General features: G+C 64.4%; 20 protein-coding genes and 1 pseudogene. 11 read left to right on the top strand and 10 right to left on the bottom strand.

From position 1 onward, the window contains the following. Positions 1 to 93: 93 nt before the first annotated feature. The 3 genes from QSV36_RS16900 to QSV36_RS16910 all read left to right on the top strand — a co-directional run bounded on the left by QSV36_RS16900 (position 94) and on the right by QSV36_RS16910 (position 1,994). Positions 94 to 1,092, top strand: a complete 999-nt coding sequence (locus tag QSV36_RS16900; protein ID WP_289133437.1) for a response regulator — start codon at positions 94 to 96, stop codon at positions 1,090 to 1,092. Further along, positions 1,089 to 1,457, top strand: coding sequence for a response regulator transcription factor (locus QSV36_RS16905; protein WP_289133438.1), 369 nt, complete (start codon positions 1,089 to 1,091; stop codon positions 1,455 to 1,457). The genes QSV36_RS16900 and QSV36_RS16905 overlap by 4 nt, the downstream gene beginning before the upstream one ends. A 108-nt stretch (positions 1,458 to 1,565) precedes the next feature. After that, positions 1,566 to 1,994, top strand: a complete 429-nt coding sequence (locus tag QSV36_RS16910) for a DoxX family protein (protein WP_289133439.1) — start codon at positions 1,566 to 1,568, stop codon at positions 1,992 to 1,994. A 71-nt stretch (positions 1,995 to 2,065) separates the two neighbouring features. Here the strand turns inward: QSV36_RS16910 and QSV36_RS16915 are convergent, their stop codons facing one another. Then, complete coding sequence (locus QSV36_RS16915) at positions 2,066 to 3,556, bottom strand: YifB family Mg chelatase-like AAA ATPase (RefSeq protein WP_289133440.1); 1,491 nt, start codon at positions 3,554 to 3,556, stop codon at positions 2,066 to 2,068. Positions 3,557 to 3,809: 253 nt separating this feature from the next. Between QSV36_RS16915 and QSV36_RS16920 the strand changes: the two are divergent. Beyond that, a pseudogene (locus tag QSV36_RS16920) lies at positions 3,810 to 5,858 on the top strand (DUF4034 domain-containing protein). Here the strand turns inward: QSV36_RS16920 and QSV36_RS16925 are convergent. Further along, on the bottom strand, positions 5,812 to 6,165 hold the full coding sequence (locus QSV36_RS16925) for a gamma-glutamylcyclotransferase family protein (RefSeq protein ID WP_289133442.1): 354 nt from the start codon (positions 6,163 to 6,165) through the stop codon (positions 5,812 to 5,814). The pseudogene QSV36_RS16920 and the gene QSV36_RS16925 sit on opposite strands and share 47 nt — an antisense overlap. Then, the gene (locus QSV36_RS16930; protein ID WP_289133443.1) at positions 6,166 to 6,432 is read right to left on the bottom strand and encodes an accessory factor UbiK family protein; all 267 of its coding nucleotides are present in this window, start codon (positions 6,430 to 6,432) and stop codon (positions 6,166 to 6,168) included. A gap of 398 nt (positions 6,433 to 6,830) precedes the next feature. On the opposite strand from QSV36_RS16930, the gene glnK reads away from it, so the two are divergent. From glnK to sutA, 3 genes are all read left to right on the top strand, one after another. Further along, complete coding sequence (gene glnK, locus QSV36_RS16935; RefSeq protein WP_002555808.1) at positions 6,831 to 7,169, top strand: P-II family nitrogen regulator; 339 nt, start codon at positions 6,831 to 6,833, stop codon at positions 7,167 to 7,169. 47 nt (positions 7,170 to 7,216) lie between these two features. Further along, positions 7,217 to 8,548 carry an ammonium transporter gene (locus QSV36_RS16940; RefSeq protein ID WP_289133444.1) on the top strand — a complete coding sequence of 444 codons (1,332 nt, stop codon included), beginning with the start codon at positions 7,217 to 7,219 and terminating at the stop codon, positions 8,546 to 8,548. 429 nt (positions 8,549 to 8,977) lie between these two features. Further along, entirely contained in the window at positions 8,978 to 9,307 is a 330-nt protein-coding gene (sutA, locus tag QSV36_RS16945) for a dormancy-specific transcriptional regulator SutA (RefSeq protein ID WP_170033703.1), read from the top strand. Positions 9,308 to 9,417: 110 nt separating this feature from the next. On the opposite strand, the gene QSV36_RS16950 is transcribed toward sutA, so the two are convergent. The 6 genes from QSV36_RS16950 to lptM are packed head-to-tail and all read right to left on the bottom strand — an operon-like array spanning position 9,418 to position 14,049. Further along, a complete protein-coding gene (locus QSV36_RS16950) occupies positions 9,418 to 10,113 on the bottom strand; it encodes an HAD family hydrolase (protein ID WP_289133445.1) in 696 nt (231 codons plus the stop codon). Next, entirely contained in the window at positions 10,110 to 11,009 is a 900-nt protein-coding gene (gene xerC / locus QSV36_RS16955; RefSeq protein ID WP_289133446.1) for a tyrosine recombinase XerC, read from the bottom strand. Before xerC ends, QSV36_RS16950 begins: the two co-directional genes overlap by 4 nt. Beyond that, entirely contained in the window at positions 11,009 to 11,719 is a 711-nt protein-coding gene (locus tag QSV36_RS16960; protein WP_289133447.1) for a DUF484 family protein, read from the bottom strand. The genes xerC and QSV36_RS16960 overlap by 1 nt, the downstream gene beginning before the upstream one ends. A gap of 13 nt (positions 11,720 to 11,732) precedes the next feature. Continuing rightward, a complete protein-coding gene (gene dapF / locus QSV36_RS16965) occupies positions 11,733 to 12,563 on the bottom strand; it encodes a diaminopimelate epimerase (protein ID WP_289133448.1) in 831 nt (276 codons plus the stop codon). Between the two features lie 4 nt (positions 12,564 to 12,567). After that, positions 12,568 to 13,815, bottom strand: a complete 1,248-nt coding sequence (lysA, locus tag QSV36_RS16970; RefSeq protein WP_289133449.1) for a diaminopimelate decarboxylase — start codon at positions 13,813 to 13,815, stop codon at positions 12,568 to 12,570. A gap of 9 nt (positions 13,816 to 13,824) precedes the next feature. Further along, the gene (lptM, locus tag QSV36_RS16975; protein WP_225779712.1) at positions 13,825 to 14,049 is read right to left on the bottom strand and encodes an LPS translocon maturation chaperone LptM; all 225 of its coding nucleotides are present in this window, start codon (positions 14,047 to 14,049) and stop codon (positions 13,825 to 13,827) included. Positions 14,050 to 14,300: 251 nt separating this feature from the next. Between lptM and cyaY the strand changes: the two genes are divergently transcribed. From cyaY to rnk, 3 genes are all read left to right on the top strand, one after another. Then, on the top strand, positions 14,301 to 14,633 hold the full coding sequence (gene cyaY, locus QSV36_RS16980) for an iron donor protein CyaY (RefSeq protein WP_186684100.1): 333 nt from the start codon (positions 14,301 to 14,303) through the stop codon (positions 14,631 to 14,633). A 1-nt stretch (position 14,634) separates the two neighbouring features. Continuing rightward, positions 14,635 to 14,859 (top strand): DUF1289 domain-containing protein, encoded by a 225-nt coding sequence (locus QSV36_RS16985; RefSeq protein ID WP_289133450.1) that lies wholly within the window; start codon positions 14,635 to 14,637, stop codon positions 14,857 to 14,859. Positions 14,860 to 15,004: 145 nt separating this feature from the next. Continuing rightward, positions 15,005 to 15,415, top strand: a complete 411-nt coding sequence (gene rnk, locus QSV36_RS16990) for a nucleoside diphosphate kinase regulator (protein WP_225779709.1) — start codon at positions 15,005 to 15,007, stop codon at positions 15,413 to 15,415. Between the two features lie 37 nt (positions 15,416 to 15,452). Here rnk and QSV36_RS16995 read toward each other — a convergent pair whose 3' ends face one another. Further along, positions 15,453 to 18,302: a class I adenylate cyclase gene (locus QSV36_RS16995; protein WP_289133451.1), complete on the bottom strand. Its 2,850-nt coding sequence runs from the start codon at positions 18,300 to 18,302 to the stop codon at positions 15,453 to 15,455. Between the two features lie 174 nt (positions 18,303 to 18,476). Between QSV36_RS16995 and QSV36_RS17000 the strand changes: the two genes are divergently transcribed. Further along, a complete protein-coding gene (locus tag QSV36_RS17000; protein WP_289133452.1) occupies positions 18,477 to 18,929 on the top strand; it encodes a YaiI/YqxD family protein in 453 nt (150 codons plus the stop codon). The last annotated feature ends 139 nt before the right edge of the window (positions 18,930 to 19,068 follow it).

Consider the following 19,068-nt stretch of genomic DNA (forward strand, 5'->3'; position numbering starts at 1 on the left):
AGACCAACCTATCCCTCGGGATAATTGTCTGAACGCGTTCGCTGGCCTAGGCTGCCCAGGCAGCGAAAATGCCGGTGCCCGCGCGAGGAAGCCATGATCCGAATAGGCAATGCCCAGGTGTCGCTGGAGCGGCGCGAAGTGTTTGTCGACGGCAAGCCGATCCTGTTGGGTGGGCGTGCTTTCGAGGTACTGGCCACGCTGATCAGGGCCAACGGCCGGGTGGTCGGCAAGGACGAGCTGTTCAGCCAGGTGTGGGCCGGCACGGTGGTCGAGGACAACAACCTGCAGGTGCAGGTGTCGATGTTGCGCAAGGCCTTTGGCGACCGCAGCCTGATCCAGACCGTGCCGCGTCGCGGCTACCGTCTGGCTGCCGAAATCAGCTTCGAGGCGCCAGGCCAGGCGTTGGGCAAGGCAGTGTTGCGCAGCGTGGCCGAAACTGTCGAGCCACTCGATGAGCGCTTGAGCGGGTCGGTGCCGGTGCTGGTGGTGGATGACGACCCGTCGGTGCGCAGCGCCTTGGGCCGCCTGTTACGCTCGCAGGATATCCCGCATCACTTGTTCGCCAGTGCCGAGGCGCTGTTCGACGCCCGCCTGGAAACCCCCTGTGCCTGTCTGCTGCTGGACATGCACCTGCCTGATACCAGCGGCCTGGAGGTCCAGGACGCGCTGCGCCGGCTGGCGTCGCCCTGGCCGATAGTGTTCATGACCGGCTTCGGCACCATACCGATGACCGTCCAGGCCATGCGTGGCGGGGCGCTGGAGTTTCTCACCAAGCCGTTCGACGAGGACCAGTTGCTGACCCTGTTGCAGGCGGTGCGTGCCCGCGCTGTGGTCGAAGGCCGCAAGTGGCACCACGCACGGCAGGTCGAGGAAAAATACCAGCGCCTGACCCAGCGTGAGCGCCAGGTGTACTCGCTGGTGGTTGGCGGTTTGTCGCACAAGCAGATTGCCAGGCAGATCGGCACCAGCGAGGTGACCACCAAGGTGCACAAGAAGAACATCATGAACAAGATGCAGTCCCGCTCGCTGCTGGAGCTGGTGGCCATGCACAACGTCCTCGGAGCACGAGCTGAGGGCCTGGGCGGCGCATGAGCAGAGGGGTGTGCATCGTCGACGACGATGCGTCAGTGCGCAAAAGCCTGGCCAATCTGCTGCGTTCGGCGGGGTTCGAGACCTTGACGTTTGCCGCTGGGGAAGCCTTCCTCGCCTCGCCCCTGGCGGGCGAGGCGGGCTGCGTGTTGCTGGACCTGAAAATGCCGGGCATGAGCGGGCTGGAGGTACAGCGTGAGCTGGCGCAGCGGAGCTGGCGCTTGCCGGTGATCTGCATGTCGGCGCACTGGGATGACGGCTCGGTGCAGGCGGCGATGGGGCAGGGGGCGCTGGCCTGCCTGGGTAAGCCGTTTTCTGAAGAAGTACTGCTCAAGGCGGTTGAAGAGGCCTTGGCCGGCAGCCGGTGAGGCGCGGGCTTGCGCACCGAGAGTGCATGTCAATGCAGCACACCTGCACAATCAATTTGCCTGGCGCTGCGCAATGCTCCTGGGCTGATCGACCATAGAGCCTTACTCATGCCTCGCCTGCAGCCCTTCCTGGATGCCCCATCGCCACGCCTGACCGCCAGCGGCCTGTTGTTCCTGCGGGTCATGGCCGCCTTGCTGCTGCTGTTCATCCATGGCCTGCCCAAGTTGTTGAACTGGAGCGCAGAGCTGCAGCGCATTGAAGATCCCTTCGGCCTGGGCGCACCGCTGACGTTGGGGCTGGCGGTATTTGCCGAAGTGGTCTGCCCGCTGCTGCTGATGCTGGGGGTTGTCGCACGTCTGGCTTGCCTGCCGGTGCTTGCGGTATTGCTGATAGCGCTGGTGGTGGTGCACCCGGACTGGACGCTGGAGCAGGGCCAGTTTGCCTGGTTGCTGGTGGCCCTTTATGGCGGGCTTGCCTTGACCGGGCCGGGGGCCTATTCGGTTGCCGGGTTTTTGTGCCGGAGCAAGGTTGCCTGACGGATGTCGGGGCTGCTTTGCGGCGCATCGCTGGCAAGCCAGCTCCAACAGGTAAAGCGCAAGCCTGACATCTAACTGCTCCCCGGCCGGTACTGCAGGGCCTCGGCCAGGTGCGCCCGGCCAATCGCCTGGCTACCTTCCAGATCGGCCAGCGTTCGCGCCACCTTCAATAACCGGTGTGCCGCGCGCAACGACAGGGTCAGCCGCTCACAAGCTCCCTCCAGCCAGGCCTGGTCCGCTGCTGCCAGCCCGCAGTGTCGGCGCAACCCCTCCAGGTCGAGAAACGCATTCGCGCACCCCTGTCGCCTGTGCTGCACCTCCCGTGCCTTGGCAACTCTGGCTGCGACATCGGCACTGGTCTCGCCACACGGCTGGTTGTTCAGCGTGGTGCTCTCGCGGGCCACGGTCAGGTGCAGGTCAATACGGTCCAGCAACGGCCCGGACAGCTTGTTGCGGTACCGCGCTATCTGCTCGGTGCTGCAGCGACAGCGCCCGGTGGGGTCGCCCAGGTAGCCGCAAGGGCACGGGTTCATTGCCGCCACCAGCTGGAACCGGGCGGGGAAGCGCACCTTGTCGCGGGCCCGGGCAATCACGATCTCGCCGGATTCCAGCGGTTCGCGCAGCACTTCCAGCACCCGCCGCTCGAATTCCGGCAACTCGTCCAGGAACAGCACGCCATGGTGGGCGAGGGTGATTTCGCCCGGTTGTGGTCGGCTGCCGCCTCCGACCAGTGCCGGACCGGAGGCCGAGTGGTGCGGATGGCGAAAAGGCCGCTGCGGCCAGCTGCTCAAAGGTGTATGCCCACTGACCGACTGGATCGCGGCAACTTCCAGCGCCTCATGCTCATCCAGTGGTGGCAGCAGCCCGGGCAGTCGGCTGGCGAGCAAGGTCTTGCCAGTGCCGGGTGGCCCGGTGAACAACAGGTTATGCGCACCGGCCGCCGCCAGAAGCAACGCACGCTTGGCCGCCAGTTGGCCCTGCACTTCGCTCAGGTCCGGGTAGGGGCGCTGCTGCAGTGTCAGGCCATTGGCGGCATAAGGCGGTAGCGGGACCTGGCCGTTCAGGTGGGCGACCAGCTCCAGCAGGTGCCCCACCGCATACACCACCAGCCCGCCGGCCAGGCTGGCTTCCTCGGCATTCTCCCGTGGCACCACCAGCGCCCTGCCTGCTTCGCGCGCTGCCAGTGCCGCAGGCAGCACCCCCTGCACCGGGCGCAGTTTGCCCGACAAGGCCAGTTCACCCAGGCATTCGAGCTCGGCGAGAGGGGGCGTTGGCACCTGGCCATCGGCGGCGAGGATGCCCAGGGCGATGGCCAGGTCGTAACGCCCACCGTCCTTGGGCAGGTCGGCGGGTGCGAGGTTCTGGGTAATGCGCCGTGGCGGGTAGTTCAGCCCGGAATTGACGATGGCGCTGCGCACCCGGTCCTTGCTTTCCTTGACCGTGGTTTCCGGCAGGCCAACCAGGGTGAGATGGGGCAAGCCATTGGCCAGGTGAGTTTCGACGCTGACCGCCGGTGCCTGCACGCCCACCTGGGCGCGGCTGTGGACGAGGGCTAGGGACATGGACGCTCCGTTGTCGCTGAAATGGGCCGCTTCCTGCGGCTGTGCAAGCATAGCGAGCGCTCTCCAGGCCGGCGCAGGAAGTGTGCATCCGGGTTTTTCAGTCAGGTATCGTCCCCAGCCTTCATGCTGCATGACAAGAATGGATCCAATAACTTTGCGCAGGCGCCTGGTATGGCTTAGTGTTGTTGGGCAACGGCGGTTGCCATGGGATGGCACCGCAGCTTCCTTCAAATGGACTTTGAGGTGGTGCCCCGTGCAAACGCTCACCCGCACGCGCCAGGTAATCCGCGAACTGGTGCAGGCCAACGCATTCTCTGAACTCAACCGCTTTTTCGATAGCCTCGAAGGGCAATGGCGGCAGGCCCCGCCCGGTGAGTTTCCCGACTACCTTGCCGCTATCGAAGGGCACCTGCTGGCCGACCTCGATTGCCACGGCGACCGCGCCCTGAGCCAGGTGCTCAGGGCGTGGATAGAGGCTTGCCCCAAGGCTTATCACCCCCAGGTAGTGATGGGCTTGCACTGCTTCCAGCGCGCTTGCCAGGTGCAGGCCAGCGGCAGGCGCAACGCGGCGCGCTCGCTGGCCGTCGAACAGATCTGCGAAACCGCGACCGCGCACCTGCTACGGGCCATGGACCGCTCCCCCGAGCCCGTGGCCGCCGCCATTGGCATGCTGCACATCAGTGCGCAGTTCGGTGAGCCTGGCTGGCTGGTCGAATTGTTCCAAGGCCAGCCGGCGCGTTTCCGCCCCAGTGCCCGTGCCGATGTGGAAGTGCAAGAAGCTGCAGCGCCGTTTCTGGTGAAGCATGGGCTGCAGCCCCTGGCCGAGCTGCCGCAAGCGCTACCGGCATGCCTGGGCCGACGGGCCGAGAGCGAAAACAAGGATACCCGCCACTACTGGTTACGCCACGCGCTGGCCGCACGCCCCGGCTGCTTCGAAGCGGTCCAGGCCTTGGCGTCGTACCTGCAGCCGCGCCGGGGCGCCAGCCTGGATGCGATCGAGTTGCTGGCCAATGGTCCGTTGTGCGAAGCGTGGGACGAGACATTGCGTAATGCACTGCGCTGGATGCCTGTCGAAGAGCGGCTGACACTGCCGAATGCCGATCAGCTGCAGGCTGTCGTCGAGTGGCAGCAGGTGTTCGAAGCCTGGTCGCAGCGCCCGCTAAGGCCAAGGGAGCGGGCCATCCTGCTGGCCTGGCGTGGGGCGTTGCGCAGCCATGCATTGCACGACCACGTTGGCGGCATGGGTGATATCGCCGCGAGCTTCGCGTGCCAGGCTGATCACGCTGCCATTCCGGCCATGGCCGAGCCCTTTCGCTGCCTGGTCGAGCGGCTATTGCTGGATGGCAGGGCAGATCAAAAGCAGCTGCTACGTACCGCCATCGAGTCCTTGTGTGAGGGCCATTCGCATGCGGCGGCCTGCGCATTGCGGGCCGCCGGGCACCGCTTCGGCTTGTGGGGCCTGCCGCGTTCTGCCGAGCAGGCCAGGGCCTGGGCGCAGATTGCGGTAAAGCGCCAGTGCACCGGCCTGGCGCCGGGTTTCGGGGTGCTCGACGCGGCACGGCTGCTGTGGGCGGGCAACCGGCATGAGGTGGCCTGCTATCTGTATGAGCGCTGCGCCGAGCTGAATCTGCCAGGGGCTGCCCTTGCCCTGTACGAATTGCATCACGGCGAATTGGGCGACACCCCTGAGCAATATCTGGATGACCAGGTGGCCAGGTACTGGCTGCAGCGTGCGGTGCAGGCTGGCAGCCCGCAAGCCAAGTACCACCTGGCCCGCTTGCGCATGGATGGCGACGAAGACCTGAACGATCGCAGTGCCATGCTGGCAGTCCGGCAGCTGCTGGTTGATGCGCTGGGCAATGCGCAGACCAACGCACAAGCGCGTCTGTACCTGGGGATCCTGTTGCGTCGGTTTGGCGAGCCCCAGGAGCGGGCCGAGGCGGTGGCCTACCTGCTGAGCCTGGTCGAGCACCCTGACGCCGGAATTGCCGGGCGGGCCAGCGCCGAGCTGGGGCTGGCCTGGATGCAGGGACGCGGCACCCGCAAACAAAGTCGCTTTGCCGCCATCGAATGGGTCAACCGGGCCGCCACCTTGCAGCCGGAGGATTCCGCCATTGGCGAAATCCAGGCCAAGGTGCTCAATTCACGCAACCGGGTGAAGACCTTGTTCACCCAGTGTGGCGCGGCCTTGTTCCGCGGCACCCTGCATGCCAGCGAGTTGCCGCCCGGGTGAGTGTGGAAGCGGCCTGGAGGATTCAGGCGCGCACATAGACCCAGGCCGTCAGCCCCGACGCGAGGGTGACGGCGATGCGCTTGTAGTCGGCGACTTCATAGCGGTCGGCTGCCGCCAGCTCTGCTTCGCTGATCTGGAAGACCATGCCGGCCACGCTGTCGTCGGCCTGGCTGCTGGGGGAGACGATGGGGTGGTGGGTCTTGCCGCTGGTCGCCAACACGGCCGGGTCGGTTATCTCGACCCAGTCCTGGCGGTAGCCAGGCATACGGTCGGCCTGGCCGGTCAGCTCACGGCCGAAATTGGCCAGTTGCACGGCCTTGTCCTGCAAGGTGCCGTAGGAGAACAGCAATACCGGGTAGGCATCGGAGGGCTGCATTCACGTGTCCTGTGATGTCGGGTTCAGCCGCGCTTCCAGCTCGGCTACTTGTCGTTCCAGGGCTTCGAGGCGGGCACGGGTGCGCGCCAGCACAACCATCTGGCTGTCGAATTCGTCGCGGCTGACCAGGTCCAGCTTGCTGAAGGCACCCTGCATCAGCACCTTGAACTGGCTTTCCAGTTCGGCACGGGGCTGGGCGGTATCGCTGCTGAACAGGCGCGAGGCCTGGTCGCTCAGGGCATCGAGAAGGGCTTTGGGCGCGAGCATGGTTCGGCTGTCCACTGATACTGGGAAATGGCCGGCAGTGTAGCACGCACAAACCTCGCCTTTGAGTGCGCAGTGGCCGGTTCCACAGGCGCGCGTGGTTGCACATTTTTCGAGCAATACGCCTGGCCGCTGCGCACCGAATTTGTGCATGTTTCCCATGCTGGCGACTGGCCAAGCACGCTTCACTGACATAAGCCGCTGTTTTCCCGTGCCTTGGTAGAACTGGCAAGGTTTCTGCAAAGACCACTGCGAGCCATGCACTGATGCGGTTCTTTGTGACCAGGCAGTGCGCATGCGGAGCCGGATGCCGACGACGCGTTACAAAGCCAACTGCTGCGCTTAGACTTGAGACGGGTTTGTTTTCCTGGGGCAAGTCCACCAAATCGGGAGAGAGTTTCATGAAGCTAGTCACAGCCATCATCAAGCCGTTCAAGCTGGACGACGTGCGCGAGTCGTTGTCGGAAATCGGCGTGCAGGGCATCACCGTCACCGAAGTCAAAGGCTTCGGCCGGCAGAAAGGCCACACCGAGCTGTATCGCGGTGCTGAATACGTGGTCGATTTCCTGCCCAAGGTGAAGATCGATGTCGCCATCGATGACAAGGACCTTGATCGGGTAATCGAAGCCATCACCAAGGCAGCCAACACCGGCAAGATCGGTGACGGCAAGATTTTCGTGGTGAATCTGGAGCAGGCGATCCGAATCCGTACCGGCGAAACCGATACCGACGCGATCTAAGCCGCAAAAAAAGCCTCACCAAACCCAACGCCCCAGGAGAAAACAACATGACTCTGCGTAAGATCGCAGGGCTAGGAGCCCTATTGTCCCTCGTAATGCCCGGGCTTGCCTTGGCAGAGGACGCTGCCCCAGCGCTGAACTCCGGCGATACCGCCTGGATGCTGACCGCAACGGCGCTGGTGCTGTTCATGACCATTCCAGGCCTGGCCTTGTTCTATGGCGGCATGGTGCGTTCCAAGAACGTGCTGTCGGTGATGATGCAGTGCTTTGCTATCACTGGCCTGATGAGCATTCTATGGGTCATCTACGGCTACAGCATGGCCTTCGATACCACCGGTATGGAAAAGGGCGTGCTCAACTTCAATTCCTTCGTCGGTGGCTTCTCCAAGGCGTTCCTCAGCGGCGTCACGCCCGGGAACCTGACCTCGGCCACCGCGCTGTTCCCCGAGGCGGTATTCATCACCTTCCAGATGACCTTCGCCATCATCACCCCGGCGCTGATCGTCGGTGCCTTCGCCGAGCGCATGAAGTTCTCCGCGATGCTGGTGTTCATGGGCATCTGGTTCACCCTGGTCTACGCGCCGATCGCCCACATGGTCTGGAGCGGTGACGGTGCGCTGATGTGGGACTGGGGCGTACTGGACTTCGCTGGCGGTACCGTGGTGCACATCAACGCCGGTGTCGCTGGCCTGGTCTGCTGCCTGGTGCTGGGCAAGCGCAAGGGCTACCCGACCACCCCGATGGCACCGCACAACCTGGGCTATACCCTGGTCGGCGCGGCCATGCTGTGGGTCGGCTGGTTCGGCTTCAACGCGGGTTCGGCCGCTGCCGCCAACGGTACTGCGGGCATGGCCATGCTGGTGACCCAGATCGCGACTGCTGCCGCTGCACTGAGCTGGATGTTCGCCGAGTGGGTTGGCCACGGTAAACCGAGTGCCCTGGGTATCGCCTCGGGCGTGGTCGCCGGCCTGGTCGCGATTACCCCGGCTGCCGGTACCGTCGGCCCGATGGGTGCCCTGGTGATCGGCTTGGCCGCCGGTGTGATCTGCTACTTCTGCGCCACCAGCCTGAAACGCAAGCTGGGCTATGACGACTCGCTGGATGCCTTCGGCGTGCACGGCATCGGCGGTATCGTCGGCGCTATCCTCACCGGTGTGTTCGCGGCCCCGGCACTGGGTGGCTTCGGTACTGTGACCGATATCGGCATGCAGGTCTGGATCCAGGCCAAAGGCGTGATCCTGACCGTGCTCTACACCGCCATCGTCACCTATGTGATTCTCAAGGTGCTGGACGTGGTGATGGGCCTGCGGGTCAACGAAGAAGAAGAGTCGGTCGGCCTCGACCTGGCTCAGCACAACGAACGCGGCTACAACCTGTAACCGCGGCGCGGTAAAAAAACTTGCCCGGCTTGCCGGGCATTTTTTTGCCCGATTTTTAGCATTTCGCGTTCGGCAAACGGTTTATTCGCTACGTTTGCGACGTGGGCATAAAACTTACAAAACGTAGAGCGTTCAGGGTGCTTTGCTTTTTCTTCTGGCGCGCTAGAATGCGCGCCGAAGGGTGTTTGACAGTTGTCCGCACGCTTCGCCAGCCTTTGCTAGGCTTGCCAATAGCGAGTGGCCAGCAGGGGCTTATGGATTTGTCAGGTCCTGCCAGGAGCAGGGTCTGCTGGGTGCCGCCTCCCATCAGGAGCGCCGACCCTGGGGCAGTGGCCTTACCCACGGCCAGTTGAATTTTCACTGGTGGCTGCCGGTCTACGGCTGCACTGGTCTATAACTAACTGCTTTTCGCAAGTCATGAGGTAGAACATGAGCGACGACGATCTGGAAAATGATGACCTCGAAGTAGGCGACGAAGACGAGGCTGATGACGGCCTCGAAGCTGCGGCTGATGATGTCGCCGAAGATGCCGGCGATGATGACAGCAGCCCGGCACCCACTGCCAAGGGCAAGTCCAAGGCGGCTGTCTCGGTAGACGAGATGCCGAGCATGGAAGCCAAGCAGAAGGAACGTGATGCCCTGGCCAAGGCCATGGAAGAGTTCCTCGCTCGCGGCGGCAAGGTTCAGGAGGTCGAAGCCAACGTGGTCGCCGACCCACCCAAGAAGCCGGACAACAAGTACGGCAGCCGCCCTATCTGAGTGGCTGATCGCAAAGAAAGCCCGCCGTCGCTGCGGGCTTTTTTGTGCCAGTTGTACAGGCCAGGCCTATGCGGCTCCTGTAGGAGCGCGAGGGCCCGGAGGGGAATCTGTCAGCGCCAGCGCGCGAGCACGTCGGGTAGCTGCGACAGCCGCTGGATCTCGGCATCCGGTGCCTGTTCGCCGGCCCAGGCCTTGCCCTGCGGGTTGAACCACACCGCCCGCAGCCCGGCGCGCTGGGCGCCTGCGATGTCGTCGCCGGGGTGATCGCCGATGTGAACGGCGGCACTGGCTTCCACTTCACCACGGCGCAGCGCTTCGAGGAACGGCGCCGGGTCCGGCTTGCCGATGCCGAGGTCTTCGGCACACAGGGCAAAGCGAAAATAGTCCGCCAGCCCCAGGCGGCTCACGTCGGCGTTGCCGTTGGTGACCACGCCCAAGGTGTAATGGTGGCGCAGGATCTCCAGCACTGGCTGCACCTCCGGGAAAATCTCCACCTGGTGGCGGGCATGCAGGAATACTTCGAAGCCTTCGTTGGCCAGTTCCTGCGCATGTTTTTCGCTGTAGCCGACTTCTTCCAGGGCATGGAACAGCACTCGTCTGCGCAGGGCGCTGATGCGGTGCTTCAGGCCGGGTTCAGCTTGCACCAGGCGCTCGCGAATGGCGAACAGGTGCTCCACCGGCACGCCGCCGAGGATTGGGGCGTTGGCTTCGAGCCAATCGCGCAGCACGACTTCCGCGCTGGCAATTACCGGCGCGGTATCCCACAGGGTGTCGTCGAGGTCGAAGGTGATCAGCTTGATGCTCATGAGTCTGTGCCTTTGCTGCGTTTGGCCCGAGGGTGGGCGCTGTCGTACACCGCGGCCAGGTGCTGGAAGTCCAGGTGGGTGTAGATCTGTGTGGTGCCGATGTCGGCATGGCCGAGCATCTCCTGCACCGCGCGCAGGTCCTGGGACGATTCCAGCACATGGCTGGCGAAGGAATGGCGAAGCATGTGCGGGTGCAGGTGCTGGCCCAGCTCGCGCTCGCCTGCCACCTTCACCCGTTGCTGGACCGCCCTTGGGCTGATGCGGTTGCCCTGGCGGGTAATGAACACCGCCCGGTCGCGCGGGTTACCGATGCCGCGCAGGCGGTACCAGGCCTGCAGCGCTTCGCGGGCCTTGCGACCTACTGGCAATACGCGCGTCTTGCTGCCCTTGCCCAGCACCTGCACCAGGCCGGCGGCAAGGTCGAGGTGATCGAGGTCGAGGTTGGTCAGTTCGGACAGGCGCAGGCCCGATGAATAGAACAGTTCGAGCATGGCCTGGTCACGGCGAGCGATGAAATCGTCATCGACGCCTCCATCCAGCAGCTGCAGGGCGCGGTCGGTGTCCAGGACCTTGGGCAGCCGGCGTTCGCCCTTGGGCGCGCTCAGGCCGCTGGCCGGGTCGTGCTGGCACAAGCCTTCGCGGTTCAGGTAGCGGTACAGGCCACGTACCGCCGACAGCAGCCGGGCCAGGCTGCGCGAGGACTGACCGTGGTGGTGCTGACGGGCGATCAGCTGGCGTAGCTGCTGGATCTGCAGCGCCTGCCAACCGGCAATGCCATGTTCCTTGCAGTAGGCGACCACCTTGTCCAGGTCGCGACGGTAGCCCAGCAGGGTGTGCTCGGACACCTGGCGCTCGTTGCGCAGGTGTGCGCAATAAGCCTCCAGCTGGCGTTCCATCAGCGTACCGGGCGCAGGGTCTGGGTAACGCGTGGCACAACGCGGCCAAGCACCTCGGCAATGTAGCCAAGGAACAAGGTGCCGACGCTGCTCTTGTAGTGTTGCGGGTCGCGGCTGCCGATCGCCAGCACCCCGTGCAGGCCCTGGTACTCCAGGGCAGCCACGGCGCTGGAGCCCACTTCCCGGCGCTGTTCTTCACCGAACAGGAAGGCCAGCTCGTGCTCGCGCAGGTTGCCGCTGACCGTCTTGCCGCCGCCCAGCAGGGCGCCGATGGCCTGCTGCGCTTCGGCGTTACTGACCCAGCGCCCGACCGGCGCGACGTTCTCGCCGAACAGGATCAGGCTGACGAAGGGCACCTGGAATTCCTGGCGCAGGCTGTCTTCGACCGCCATCACCACTTCTTCCAGGCTGCCGGCATCGAGCAGGTCGAGGATCAGCCGGCGGGTCTTGTCGAACAGCCTGTCGTTGTCGCGGGCCACATCCATCAGTTGCGACAGGCGGTGGCGCATTTCGATGTTGCGGTCGCGCAGCAGCTTGAGCTGGCGCTCGACCAGCGACACGCTGTCGCCGCGTTGGTGCGGGATGCGCTGTTCGACCAGCAGTTCGTCGTGCTCGGCGAAGAAAGTAGGGTGGGCGCGCAGGTAGGCGACAACCGCATCGGCATCGAGCTCGGTGGACTGCTTGGGTACAACCTTGGGCTGATCGGTCATGGCGGTTACTCGCTTAGAGACGAACCTGTCCTTCGTAGACGCGTACGGCTGGGCCGGTCATCAGCACGGGCTTGCCGGGGCCGGCCCATTCGATGTGCAGGCGGCCACCGGGCAGGTCGAGGGACACCGGGGAGTCCATCCAGCCCTGGCTGATCGCCGCCACGGCAGCGGCACAGGCGCCGGTGCCGCAGGCCTGGGTTTCACCCGCGCCGCGTTCCCACACGCGCAGGTTGGCGCGGTGACGGTCGATAACCTGAAGGAAGCCGGCATTCACCCGCTGCGGAAAGCGTGGGTGGTTTTCGATTTTCGGCCCCAGCTGGTGCACAGGGGCGCTACGCACGTCGTCGACCCGCAGCACGGCATGCGGGTTACCCATGGACAGGGCGGCAATCGGATACACCTGGCCGTCGACTTCCAGTGGGTAGCTCAGCGCCTGCTCGTCGGCGATGAAGGGAATGTCCGCGGGGGTGAAGCGTGGCGGACCCATGTCGACACTGACCTGGCCGTCGTTCTGCACGTCCAGTTCGATGATGCCGCTCTTGGTTTCCACGCGAATGCGCTTCTTCGCGGTCAGGCGCTTGTCCAGCACGAAGCGGGCGAAGCAGCGCGCACCGTTGCCGCACTGTTCGACCTCAGAGCCGTCGGCATTGAAGATGCGATAGCGGAAGTCCACTTCCGGGTTGTTTGGCGCCTCGACGATCAGCAACTGGTCGAAACCGATGCCGGTGTGGCGGTCGCCCCATTGTTTGGCGTGCTTGGGCTGAATGTGCGCGTGCTGGCTGACCAGGTCGAGGACCATGAAGTCGTTGCCCAGCCCATGCATCTTGGTAAAACGCAGCAGCATGGGCTTACTCCGGTAGCAGGCTTTCGCCAGCGTACAATTCGGCGATGGTCTCGCGGCGGCGAACTTCGAAGGCCTGGTCGCCGTCGACCAGGATTTCAGCGCAACGCCCGCGGGTGTTGTAGTTGGAGCTCATGACAAAACCATAGGCGCCAGCAGACTGAACGGCCAGCAGATCGCCTTCGGCCAGGTTCAGCACACGGTCCTTGGCCAGGAAGTCACCGGTCTCGCAGATCGGCCCGACCAGGTCGTAGGCACGGCCTTCACCCTCGCGCGGGGTGACCGGGCTGACGCCCATCCAGGCCTGGTACAAGGCCGGGCGGATCAGGTCGTTCATCGCCGCATCGACGATGGCGAAGTCCTTGTGTTCGGTATGCTTGAGGTATTCCACGCGGGTCAGCAGCACGCCGGCATTGGCCACGATGTAGCGACCCGGCTCGAATACCAGGGCCAGGTCACGGTCGCCGATGCGCTCGCGGATAGCCTTGATGTAGTCGGCCACCAGGGGTGGCTGTTCATCGCGATAGCGCACACCGACACCGCCGCCAAGGTCCAGGTGGCGCAGGTGGATACCGCATTCGGCCAGGCGGTCTACCAGCACCAGCAGGCGGTCGAGGGCGTCGAGGAAAGGCTCGACGCTGGTCAGCTGCGAACCGATGTGGCAGTCGACCCCGACCACTTCCAGGTTCGGCAACTGCGCGGCGCGCACATAGATGGCCTCGGCGTCGGCGATGGCGATACCGAACTTGTTTTCCTTCAGCCCCGTGGAGATGTACGGATGGGTGCCGGCGTCGACGTCCGGGTTGACCCGCAGCGAGACCGGGGCGACCTTGCCCATTTCGGCGGCCACCACTTGCAGGCGTTCCAGCTCGTCGGTGGATTCGACGTTGAAGCAGTGCACCCCGACTTCCAGGGCACGGCGCATGTCCTCGCGGGTTTTGCCGACACCGGAGAACACCACCCGGTCGGCGCGGCCGCCAGCGGCCAATACGCGCTCCAGCTCGCCGCCGGAGACGATATCGAAACCGGCGCCCAGGCGTGCCAGTACGTTCAGCACGCCCAGGTTGGAGTTGGCCTTGACCGCGAAGCACACCAGGTGCTCGGTGCCTTGCAGGGCGTCGGTGTAGCTACGGTACTGGGCCTCGATGTGGGCGCGCGAATACACGTAGGTAGGGGTGCCGTAACGTTCGGCGATGGCCGACAGGCCCACGCCCTCCGCGAACAGCTCGCCGTCGCGGTAGTTGAAAGCGTTCATCTGGTTTCCTTACTGCGCTGGCGACTGCTCGGGCTCGGACTGCAGCTCGGGCTGCTGTTCCGGCTGCTGTTCCGACGTCGGGGCCGGCTTGGCTTTTGGCGAGTGCTGGTGCGACTTGTGCGCTTTGCCGTTATCGCCGTCTTCAGGCAGGTACAGCGGACCTTTCTGGCCGCAGGCCGAAACGAGGCAGGCAACAGCGACCAGCGCCGCGAAGGAGGAAATCAGGCGCTTCATGGGTGAAATCCTTAGAAATTTGCAGTATTGCGCCCGAGTATACCGAGCGACCGACGGCTTGCCTATGCAAGGGCAGGCCCGCCGGGCGGGCTATTCTCGGCGCGTGCAGCGGCCCTTTCCCGATCCTGCGGGCACTGCGCTGGCTTCGGGTTCGTGCCGCTGCAGGCAATGGCTAAAACTTTGCATTCGGCGGCAAGCGCCCGTATCTTGCCCGGCATGCCAGTAACGCAGCCAATTTCGAGGTTCCTGTAATGAGTTTGAGTGAAGCGCGTTTCCATGATCTGGTCGACACTACCCAACAGGCCCTGGAAGACCTGTTCGACGAGAGCGGCCTGGACCTGGACATGGAAAACTCGGCGGGTGTCCTGACCATCAAGTTCGACAACGGCAGTACGCTGATCTTCAGCCGCCAGGAGCCGCTGCGCCAGCTGTGGCTGGCCGACCGTTCCGGTGGTTTCCACTTCGACTACGACGAGGACAGCGGCAAGTGGGTGTGCGAGAAGAGCGAGGAGCTGCTCGGCGAAATGCTCGAACGCATCGTCTGGGAACGGGCCGGCGAAAAGCTGGACTTCGACGAGATCTGACATGAGCAGTGCCCAGACCCGGCCGCCCAGGCCGCTCTACAGCAACGTCAGCCCTGCCGTGCCGTCGCCGTGCATCAGCGTGTGCCGGCTGGACGAGCAGCGTGTGTGCACCGGCTGCCACCGCCATGTAGAGCACATTCGCGAATGGCGCTCGGCCGATGACGAGCGGCGCCGGCAGATCTGCCGCGAAGCCCAGGCCCTGCGCGACCAGGCTAAGGCACACTGATCGCAGGGGCTTGAGTATTTGCCCGGCTGTGGTAGTGTCGGGTTCTGCGTCAGTGACGCAATGCCATTACAAACCCCGCCCTTGGGCGGGGTTTTGCTTTATCTGCCTGTTGAAAACCGCCTGTTCAAAGGAGTCTGACTGGATCATGAGCACCAAGCCTTCCCTCATCCTCACCCGATTGGACGTACAGCGTCTGGAGCGTCTGATCGACAGCCTCGACGAGAGTACGCCGGGTGTGCTCGCCTTGATGGGCGAGCTGGACCGTGCCGAGCAGGTGGTCGGTCATGAGGAAGTACCGGCTGGCGTGGTGACCATGAACTCGCGCGTGCATTGCCGTGAGGAAGCCAGCGGCAAGGATTACCACCTGACCCTGGTGTATCCGAAGGATGCCGGGCCTGAGGGCAGGGTATCGGTCCTTGCGCCGATTGGTTGCGCCTTGCTGGGGTTGTCGGTGGGCGAGCAGATCGACTGGCCGGCACCGGGCGGCAAGACCCTCAAGCTGAAGCTGCTGGAAGTCGAGTACCAGCCGGAAGCGGCGGGCGATTTCGACCTTTGAGTCCTGGGGCTGCAAGGGGGCTGCAAGGCAGCCCCGGTCATTCGCTGGATATCCGCTCCAACCCCTCGTTCAACGCCTGCTCCAGCTCCCGCTTGTAGCGCAGGTACAGTTGCGTCGACCCCAACTGGTCATCCAGCAGCTCGGACAGATCCAGGTCGGTGATGTAGCACCGGTACTGGCCCGCGCTGCGCCGCTGGCCGATAATCTGCCTGGCTACTACCGCATACAGCTGCTCGCCATGCTCCAGTTCGGAGAATTCCTGCTGGTCGCAGTACAGCGTCACATGCGCAGCACCCGCCAACCCGGCCTGGATAATGGCCTGTACCTCGTAGTAGGGCTGGTCGCTGCCTTCGAAAGGGGCCGGGCGCGGCTCGCTGCTGCGCGCCTTGCCCGGGCCGGATGGGAGCAATTGGGCGTAATGGATGTCCAGTGACGCCGGCCGCAGGGTGTCCATCGGCAACCGGGCATCACGGCGCATCACCACCGAGCGCAGAAAGCGCTGCAGCGGCAGCAGCAGGTGTGCTTCGTCGTGCAGTGGCAGGCGCTGTTGCCACAAGGCGTTGTACTCATCCAGCACATACAGCTCGGCCCAGCTACCCTGCAGGCGGTAGAACACCTGGATGCAGCCTGGCTGGCCTTGTTCCAGGACCAGGCGCAGGTCGTGGTCCTGCAGGGCGTTGGCGTCCAGGTACAGGGGGCTGTAGGTGCTGCGTTCTTCGCCAAGGTAGGCCAGTAATGCCTCATGGTCGGTCAGGGTCGTCAGGCTTACGTGCCCGGCCAGCAGTTCAAGCACATGGGTGTGCTGGGCAACCTGCAGCAGGTAGCGGTGGTTCTGGCCCTGGTCCAGCAGCAGCTGTACCGTGTCGAATATTTCCTCCACGCGCTGGCTGATGGCCTGGGCGCGGCTCTGGCAGAAGCAGCGTACCCGCACCCGTGGCCGCTGGCCATGCAGCACCGGGCTGTTGAGAAAGTCGCGCAGGCAGCGCACCAGCGCATGTTCGCCGTCATAGCGCTGGACCAGCACCTCGTTCCAGCTGTTGAGGGTGACCTGGTCCAGGGTCAGTACCAGGTTTTCGCGCACACCGGCGTAGCTCAGCGAGTCGGTGCGCTCGGTGGTCATCAGGATGTTCAGGTCGCGGTGGTGGCGCAGCGGGTCGATGGCGACGTTGACCAGCAGCAGCACTTCGTCGGCAACACTGGGCTGCAGCAGGCGTACCTCGCTGACGATTGGCAAGGGCAAGGGAATGCTCTGCTGCAGACAACCTACCAGGTTGAACAGCTCGATTTCGCTGAGGTCGCTGACACCGGGGTGCAAGGCCAGGCGCGTGCTGCTGTCGATCACCCCGTTGCGGTGCGCCCAGGTCAGCAGTTCGATCAGCTCGCGGCAGCGTTTCAATGGGCTGAAATGCTCCACGTCATGCGTGCTCAGGTTGCCGGTGTACAGCCCCCAGTGGTGGCTGCCCGGCTCCTTGCGGTTGGGCGCCTGGACCAGGGTCAGGGTCCCTTCGGCGAGGTCCGGGGCGATGCCCGGGTTGATCACTTCGACCTTGCCGGCACGGCGCTCGAAAGCCGCATACAGGCGCCGACCCAGCACGTTGAGGTCACGCTGGTCGGCGCGGCTGCTGGCGTTCTGGGTGCGGGCGAACTGGCTGAGAAAGCGGTAACTGTGGTTCAGCTCGGCTACCAGGTCACGGCGCTCCACGGCGACTTGCTGGACTTTCCACTGGTTGCGGCTGTCCAGCAGTGCCAGTTGGCGCGTGTCCCAGCCCCATTCGTCGGTCAGGCGCTGCAGCAGTCGGCGTTGCCAGCCATTGGTCCGTGATGGCTCGCTGAGCTTCTTGTTCACCTTCAGGTACAGGCTGCGGCGTACCAACTCCAGGCGGGCCCGTTCGCCACGCTGCAGCAGGTAGTGTTCGATGCGACGGTAGACCATCACGTAGGGGTCCAGCGCGTCGAGGTCGAGCTGGTTGGCGAATACGGCCTGCTTGTAGTCCAGGCTCAGGCAGCGCACGGCGGGGTGTTCGCTGGCATAAGCCTCGGTCAGCAGCAGCTTGAGCAGCGACTTGTAGGGCGAGTCGATAGCTTTGAACAGTTGCCACAGACCGGCGCCAACGAACTCGCCAGGCGGAATGTTCGCCAGGCTGCCGAGGTCGAGGGCGTCCTGGCTGCGGATGAAGCGCTTGGACAACAGAGTCTGGGTGTAGCTGTGGTAGTGCTGTTCCTGGTACACCGGCACCAGCCACCACAATGGCGTGCGCCCGGCCAGCCAGATGGTGGTGCGGTAGAACTCGTCCAGCAGCAAGTAGTGCTGGGTGGTACCGCAATCGTCGGAGCCGAGCTGGCCGTCGCGTTGGCCTTGGGCGAAACCTTGGGTGTCGATCAGGAAGAAATGCGCCTCGGCACCCAGGCTTTCCGCCCATGCTTCCAGCAGCTGGCACTTGCGCCGCAGTTCGCCCAGCTGTTCATCGGCCAGGCTGGGCGCGTGGCACACCCACAGGTCCATGTCGCTGTGCTCGGCCTGCGCCAGCGAGCCCAGGCTGCCCATCAGGAACAGGCCGTGGATCGGCCGCGGCGGGTTGCCATGGCGGGCCTTGTAGGTGAACGAGCGGGCCAGGCGCTGGGCCTCGAGCAGCAGCTCGGCGCCCGGCTCGTAACCTGATACGCCGGCAGGGGTGCTGCCCGAAACATAGCCTGGCAACAGCGGATGATTTATGTGGAACAGCAGCGGCAACAGTGTCAGCACCTGTTGCTGGCGCGTCGACAGGCCTTCCAGTGCGCGCTGCAGCCGGCCCTGGTTGAGCTGTAGGAAACGCGCACGCAAGGTCGCCAGCTCCTTGCGGTCGATGCCTTCGTCAAGGTCGGGACGGATTTCGTGGGGGTGGTTCATTGCGCACTCGGGCAGGCCAATGGAGCTGTGGCGAGTGTAGCCTGAGGGATCGGCGGTGGATAAGCGCCAATTGAAAGATTGACGCCAATTTGCCATCGCCGGTGGGCGGCAAGCTCCAGCTTTTACTGCCGTTGAGGCATGATGGCTGCCTTGAATGAATGACGAGGTTACCCGATGCGTGTGTGGATCGATGCCGACGCCTGCCCCAAGGCGGCCAAGGATCTGGTCGTCAAGTTCGCCCTCAAGCGCAAATTCGAAGTGGTCATGGTCGCGGGCCAGGCTGTGGCCAAGCCGGCGTTCGCCATCGTACGCCTGATCGTGGTACCCAGCGGCATGGACGCGGCGGACGATTATCTGGTGGAGCACGCCGTGCCCGGCGAACTGGTGATCTGCAGTGACGTACCGTTGGCCGACCGCCTGGTGAAAAAGGGCGTGGCAGCACTGGACCCGCGTGGGCGCGAGTTCGACGAGCGCAACATGGGTGACCGGCTGGCGGCGCGCAACCTGTTCACCGAACTGCGCGAGCAGGGCCAGGTGGGGGGAGGGCAGGCGCCGTACGGCGAACGCGAGAAGCAGGCGTTTGCCAATGCGCTGGACCGCATCATTGCCCGGCTCGCCAAACCCTGAAGCAACCCGGCTGGCGGGATGAACGCGCCATGTGGGAGCGGCCTTGTGCCGCGAAAGTGCCGTAGCGCGGCCCGGGCAATTCATGCGGCGAAGCTGAATTCCGGGCCGCTTCGCCGCCCTTTCGCGGCACAAGGCCGCT

Origin of the sequence: Pseudomonas sp. BCRC 81390 (assembly GCF_030341915.1) — a bacterium.
GTDB lineage: Bacteria > Pseudomonadota > Gammaproteobacteria > Pseudomonadales > Pseudomonadaceae > Aquipseudomonas.

Excerpts from the sequence above, each read along its gene's own strand:
- QSV36_RS16930 (WP_289133443.1), bottom strand. The coding sequence starts at position 6,432 with ATGCTCGCGCCCAAAGCCCTTCTCGATGCCCTGAGCGACCAGGCCTCG.
- QSV36_RS16960 (WP_289133447.1), bottom strand. The coding sequence starts at position 11,719 with ATGACCGATCAGCCCAAGGTTGTACCCAAGCAGTCCACCGAGCTCGAT.
- lptM (WP_225779712.1), bottom strand. The coding sequence starts at position 14,049 with ATGAAGCGCCTGATTTCCTCCTTCGCGGCGCTGGTCGCTGTTGCCTGC.
- rnk (WP_225779709.1), top strand. The coding sequence starts at position 15,005 with ATGAGCACCAAGCCTTCCCTCATCCTCACCCGATTGGACGTACAGCGT.
- QSV36_RS16950 (WP_289133445.1), bottom strand. The coding sequence starts at position 10,113 with ATGAGCATCAAGCTGATCACCTTCGACCTCGACGACACCCTGTGGGAT.
- sutA (WP_170033703.1), top strand. The coding sequence starts at position 8,978 with ATGAGCGACGACGATCTGGAAAATGATGACCTCGAAGTAGGCGACGAA.
- lysA (WP_289133449.1), bottom strand. The coding sequence starts at position 13,815 with ATGAACGCTTTCAACTACCGCGACGGCGAGCTGTTCGCGGAGGGCGTG.
- QSV36_RS16985 (WP_289133450.1), top strand. The coding sequence starts at position 14,635 with ATGAGCAGTGCCCAGACCCGGCCGCCCAGGCCGCTCTACAGCAACGTC.
- QSV36_RS16925 (WP_289133442.1), bottom strand. The coding sequence starts at position 6,165 with ATGCAGCCCTCCGATGCCTACCCGGTATTGCTGTTCTCCTACGGCACC.
- cyaY (WP_186684100.1), top strand. The coding sequence starts at position 14,301 with ATGAGTTTGAGTGAAGCGCGTTTCCATGATCTGGTCGACACTACCCAA.
- QSV36_RS16940 (WP_289133444.1), top strand. The coding sequence starts at position 7,217 with ATGACTCTGCGTAAGATCGCAGGGCTAGGAGCCCTATTGTCCCTCGTA.
- QSV36_RS16910 (WP_289133439.1), top strand. The coding sequence starts at position 1,566 with ATGCCTCGCCTGCAGCCCTTCCTGGATGCCCCATCGCCACGCCTGACC.
- QSV36_RS16905 (WP_289133438.1), top strand. The coding sequence starts at position 1,089 with ATGAGCAGAGGGGTGTGCATCGTCGACGACGATGCGTCAGTGCGCAAA.
- QSV36_RS17000 (WP_289133452.1), top strand. The coding sequence starts at position 18,477 with ATGCGTGTGTGGATCGATGCCGACGCCTGCCCCAAGGCGGCCAAGGAT.
- glnK (WP_002555808.1), top strand. The coding sequence starts at position 6,831 with ATGAAGCTAGTCACAGCCATCATCAAGCCGTTCAAGCTGGACGACGTG.
- QSV36_RS16915 (WP_289133440.1), bottom strand. The coding sequence starts at position 3,556 with ATGTCCCTAGCCCTCGTCCACAGCCGCGCCCAGGTGGGCGTGCAGGCA.
- dapF (WP_289133448.1), bottom strand. The coding sequence starts at position 12,563 with ATGCTGCTGCGTTTTACCAAGATGCATGGGCTGGGCAACGACTTCATG.
- xerC (WP_289133446.1), bottom strand. The coding sequence starts at position 11,009 with ATGGAACGCCAGCTGGAGGCTTATTGCGCACACCTGCGCAACGAGCGC.
- QSV36_RS16995 (WP_289133451.1), bottom strand. The coding sequence starts at position 18,302 with ATGAACCACCCCCACGAAATCCGTCCCGACCTTGACGAAGGCATCGAC.
- QSV36_RS16900 (WP_289133437.1), top strand. The coding sequence starts at position 94 with ATGATCCGAATAGGCAATGCCCAGGTGTCGCTGGAGCGGCGCGAAGTG.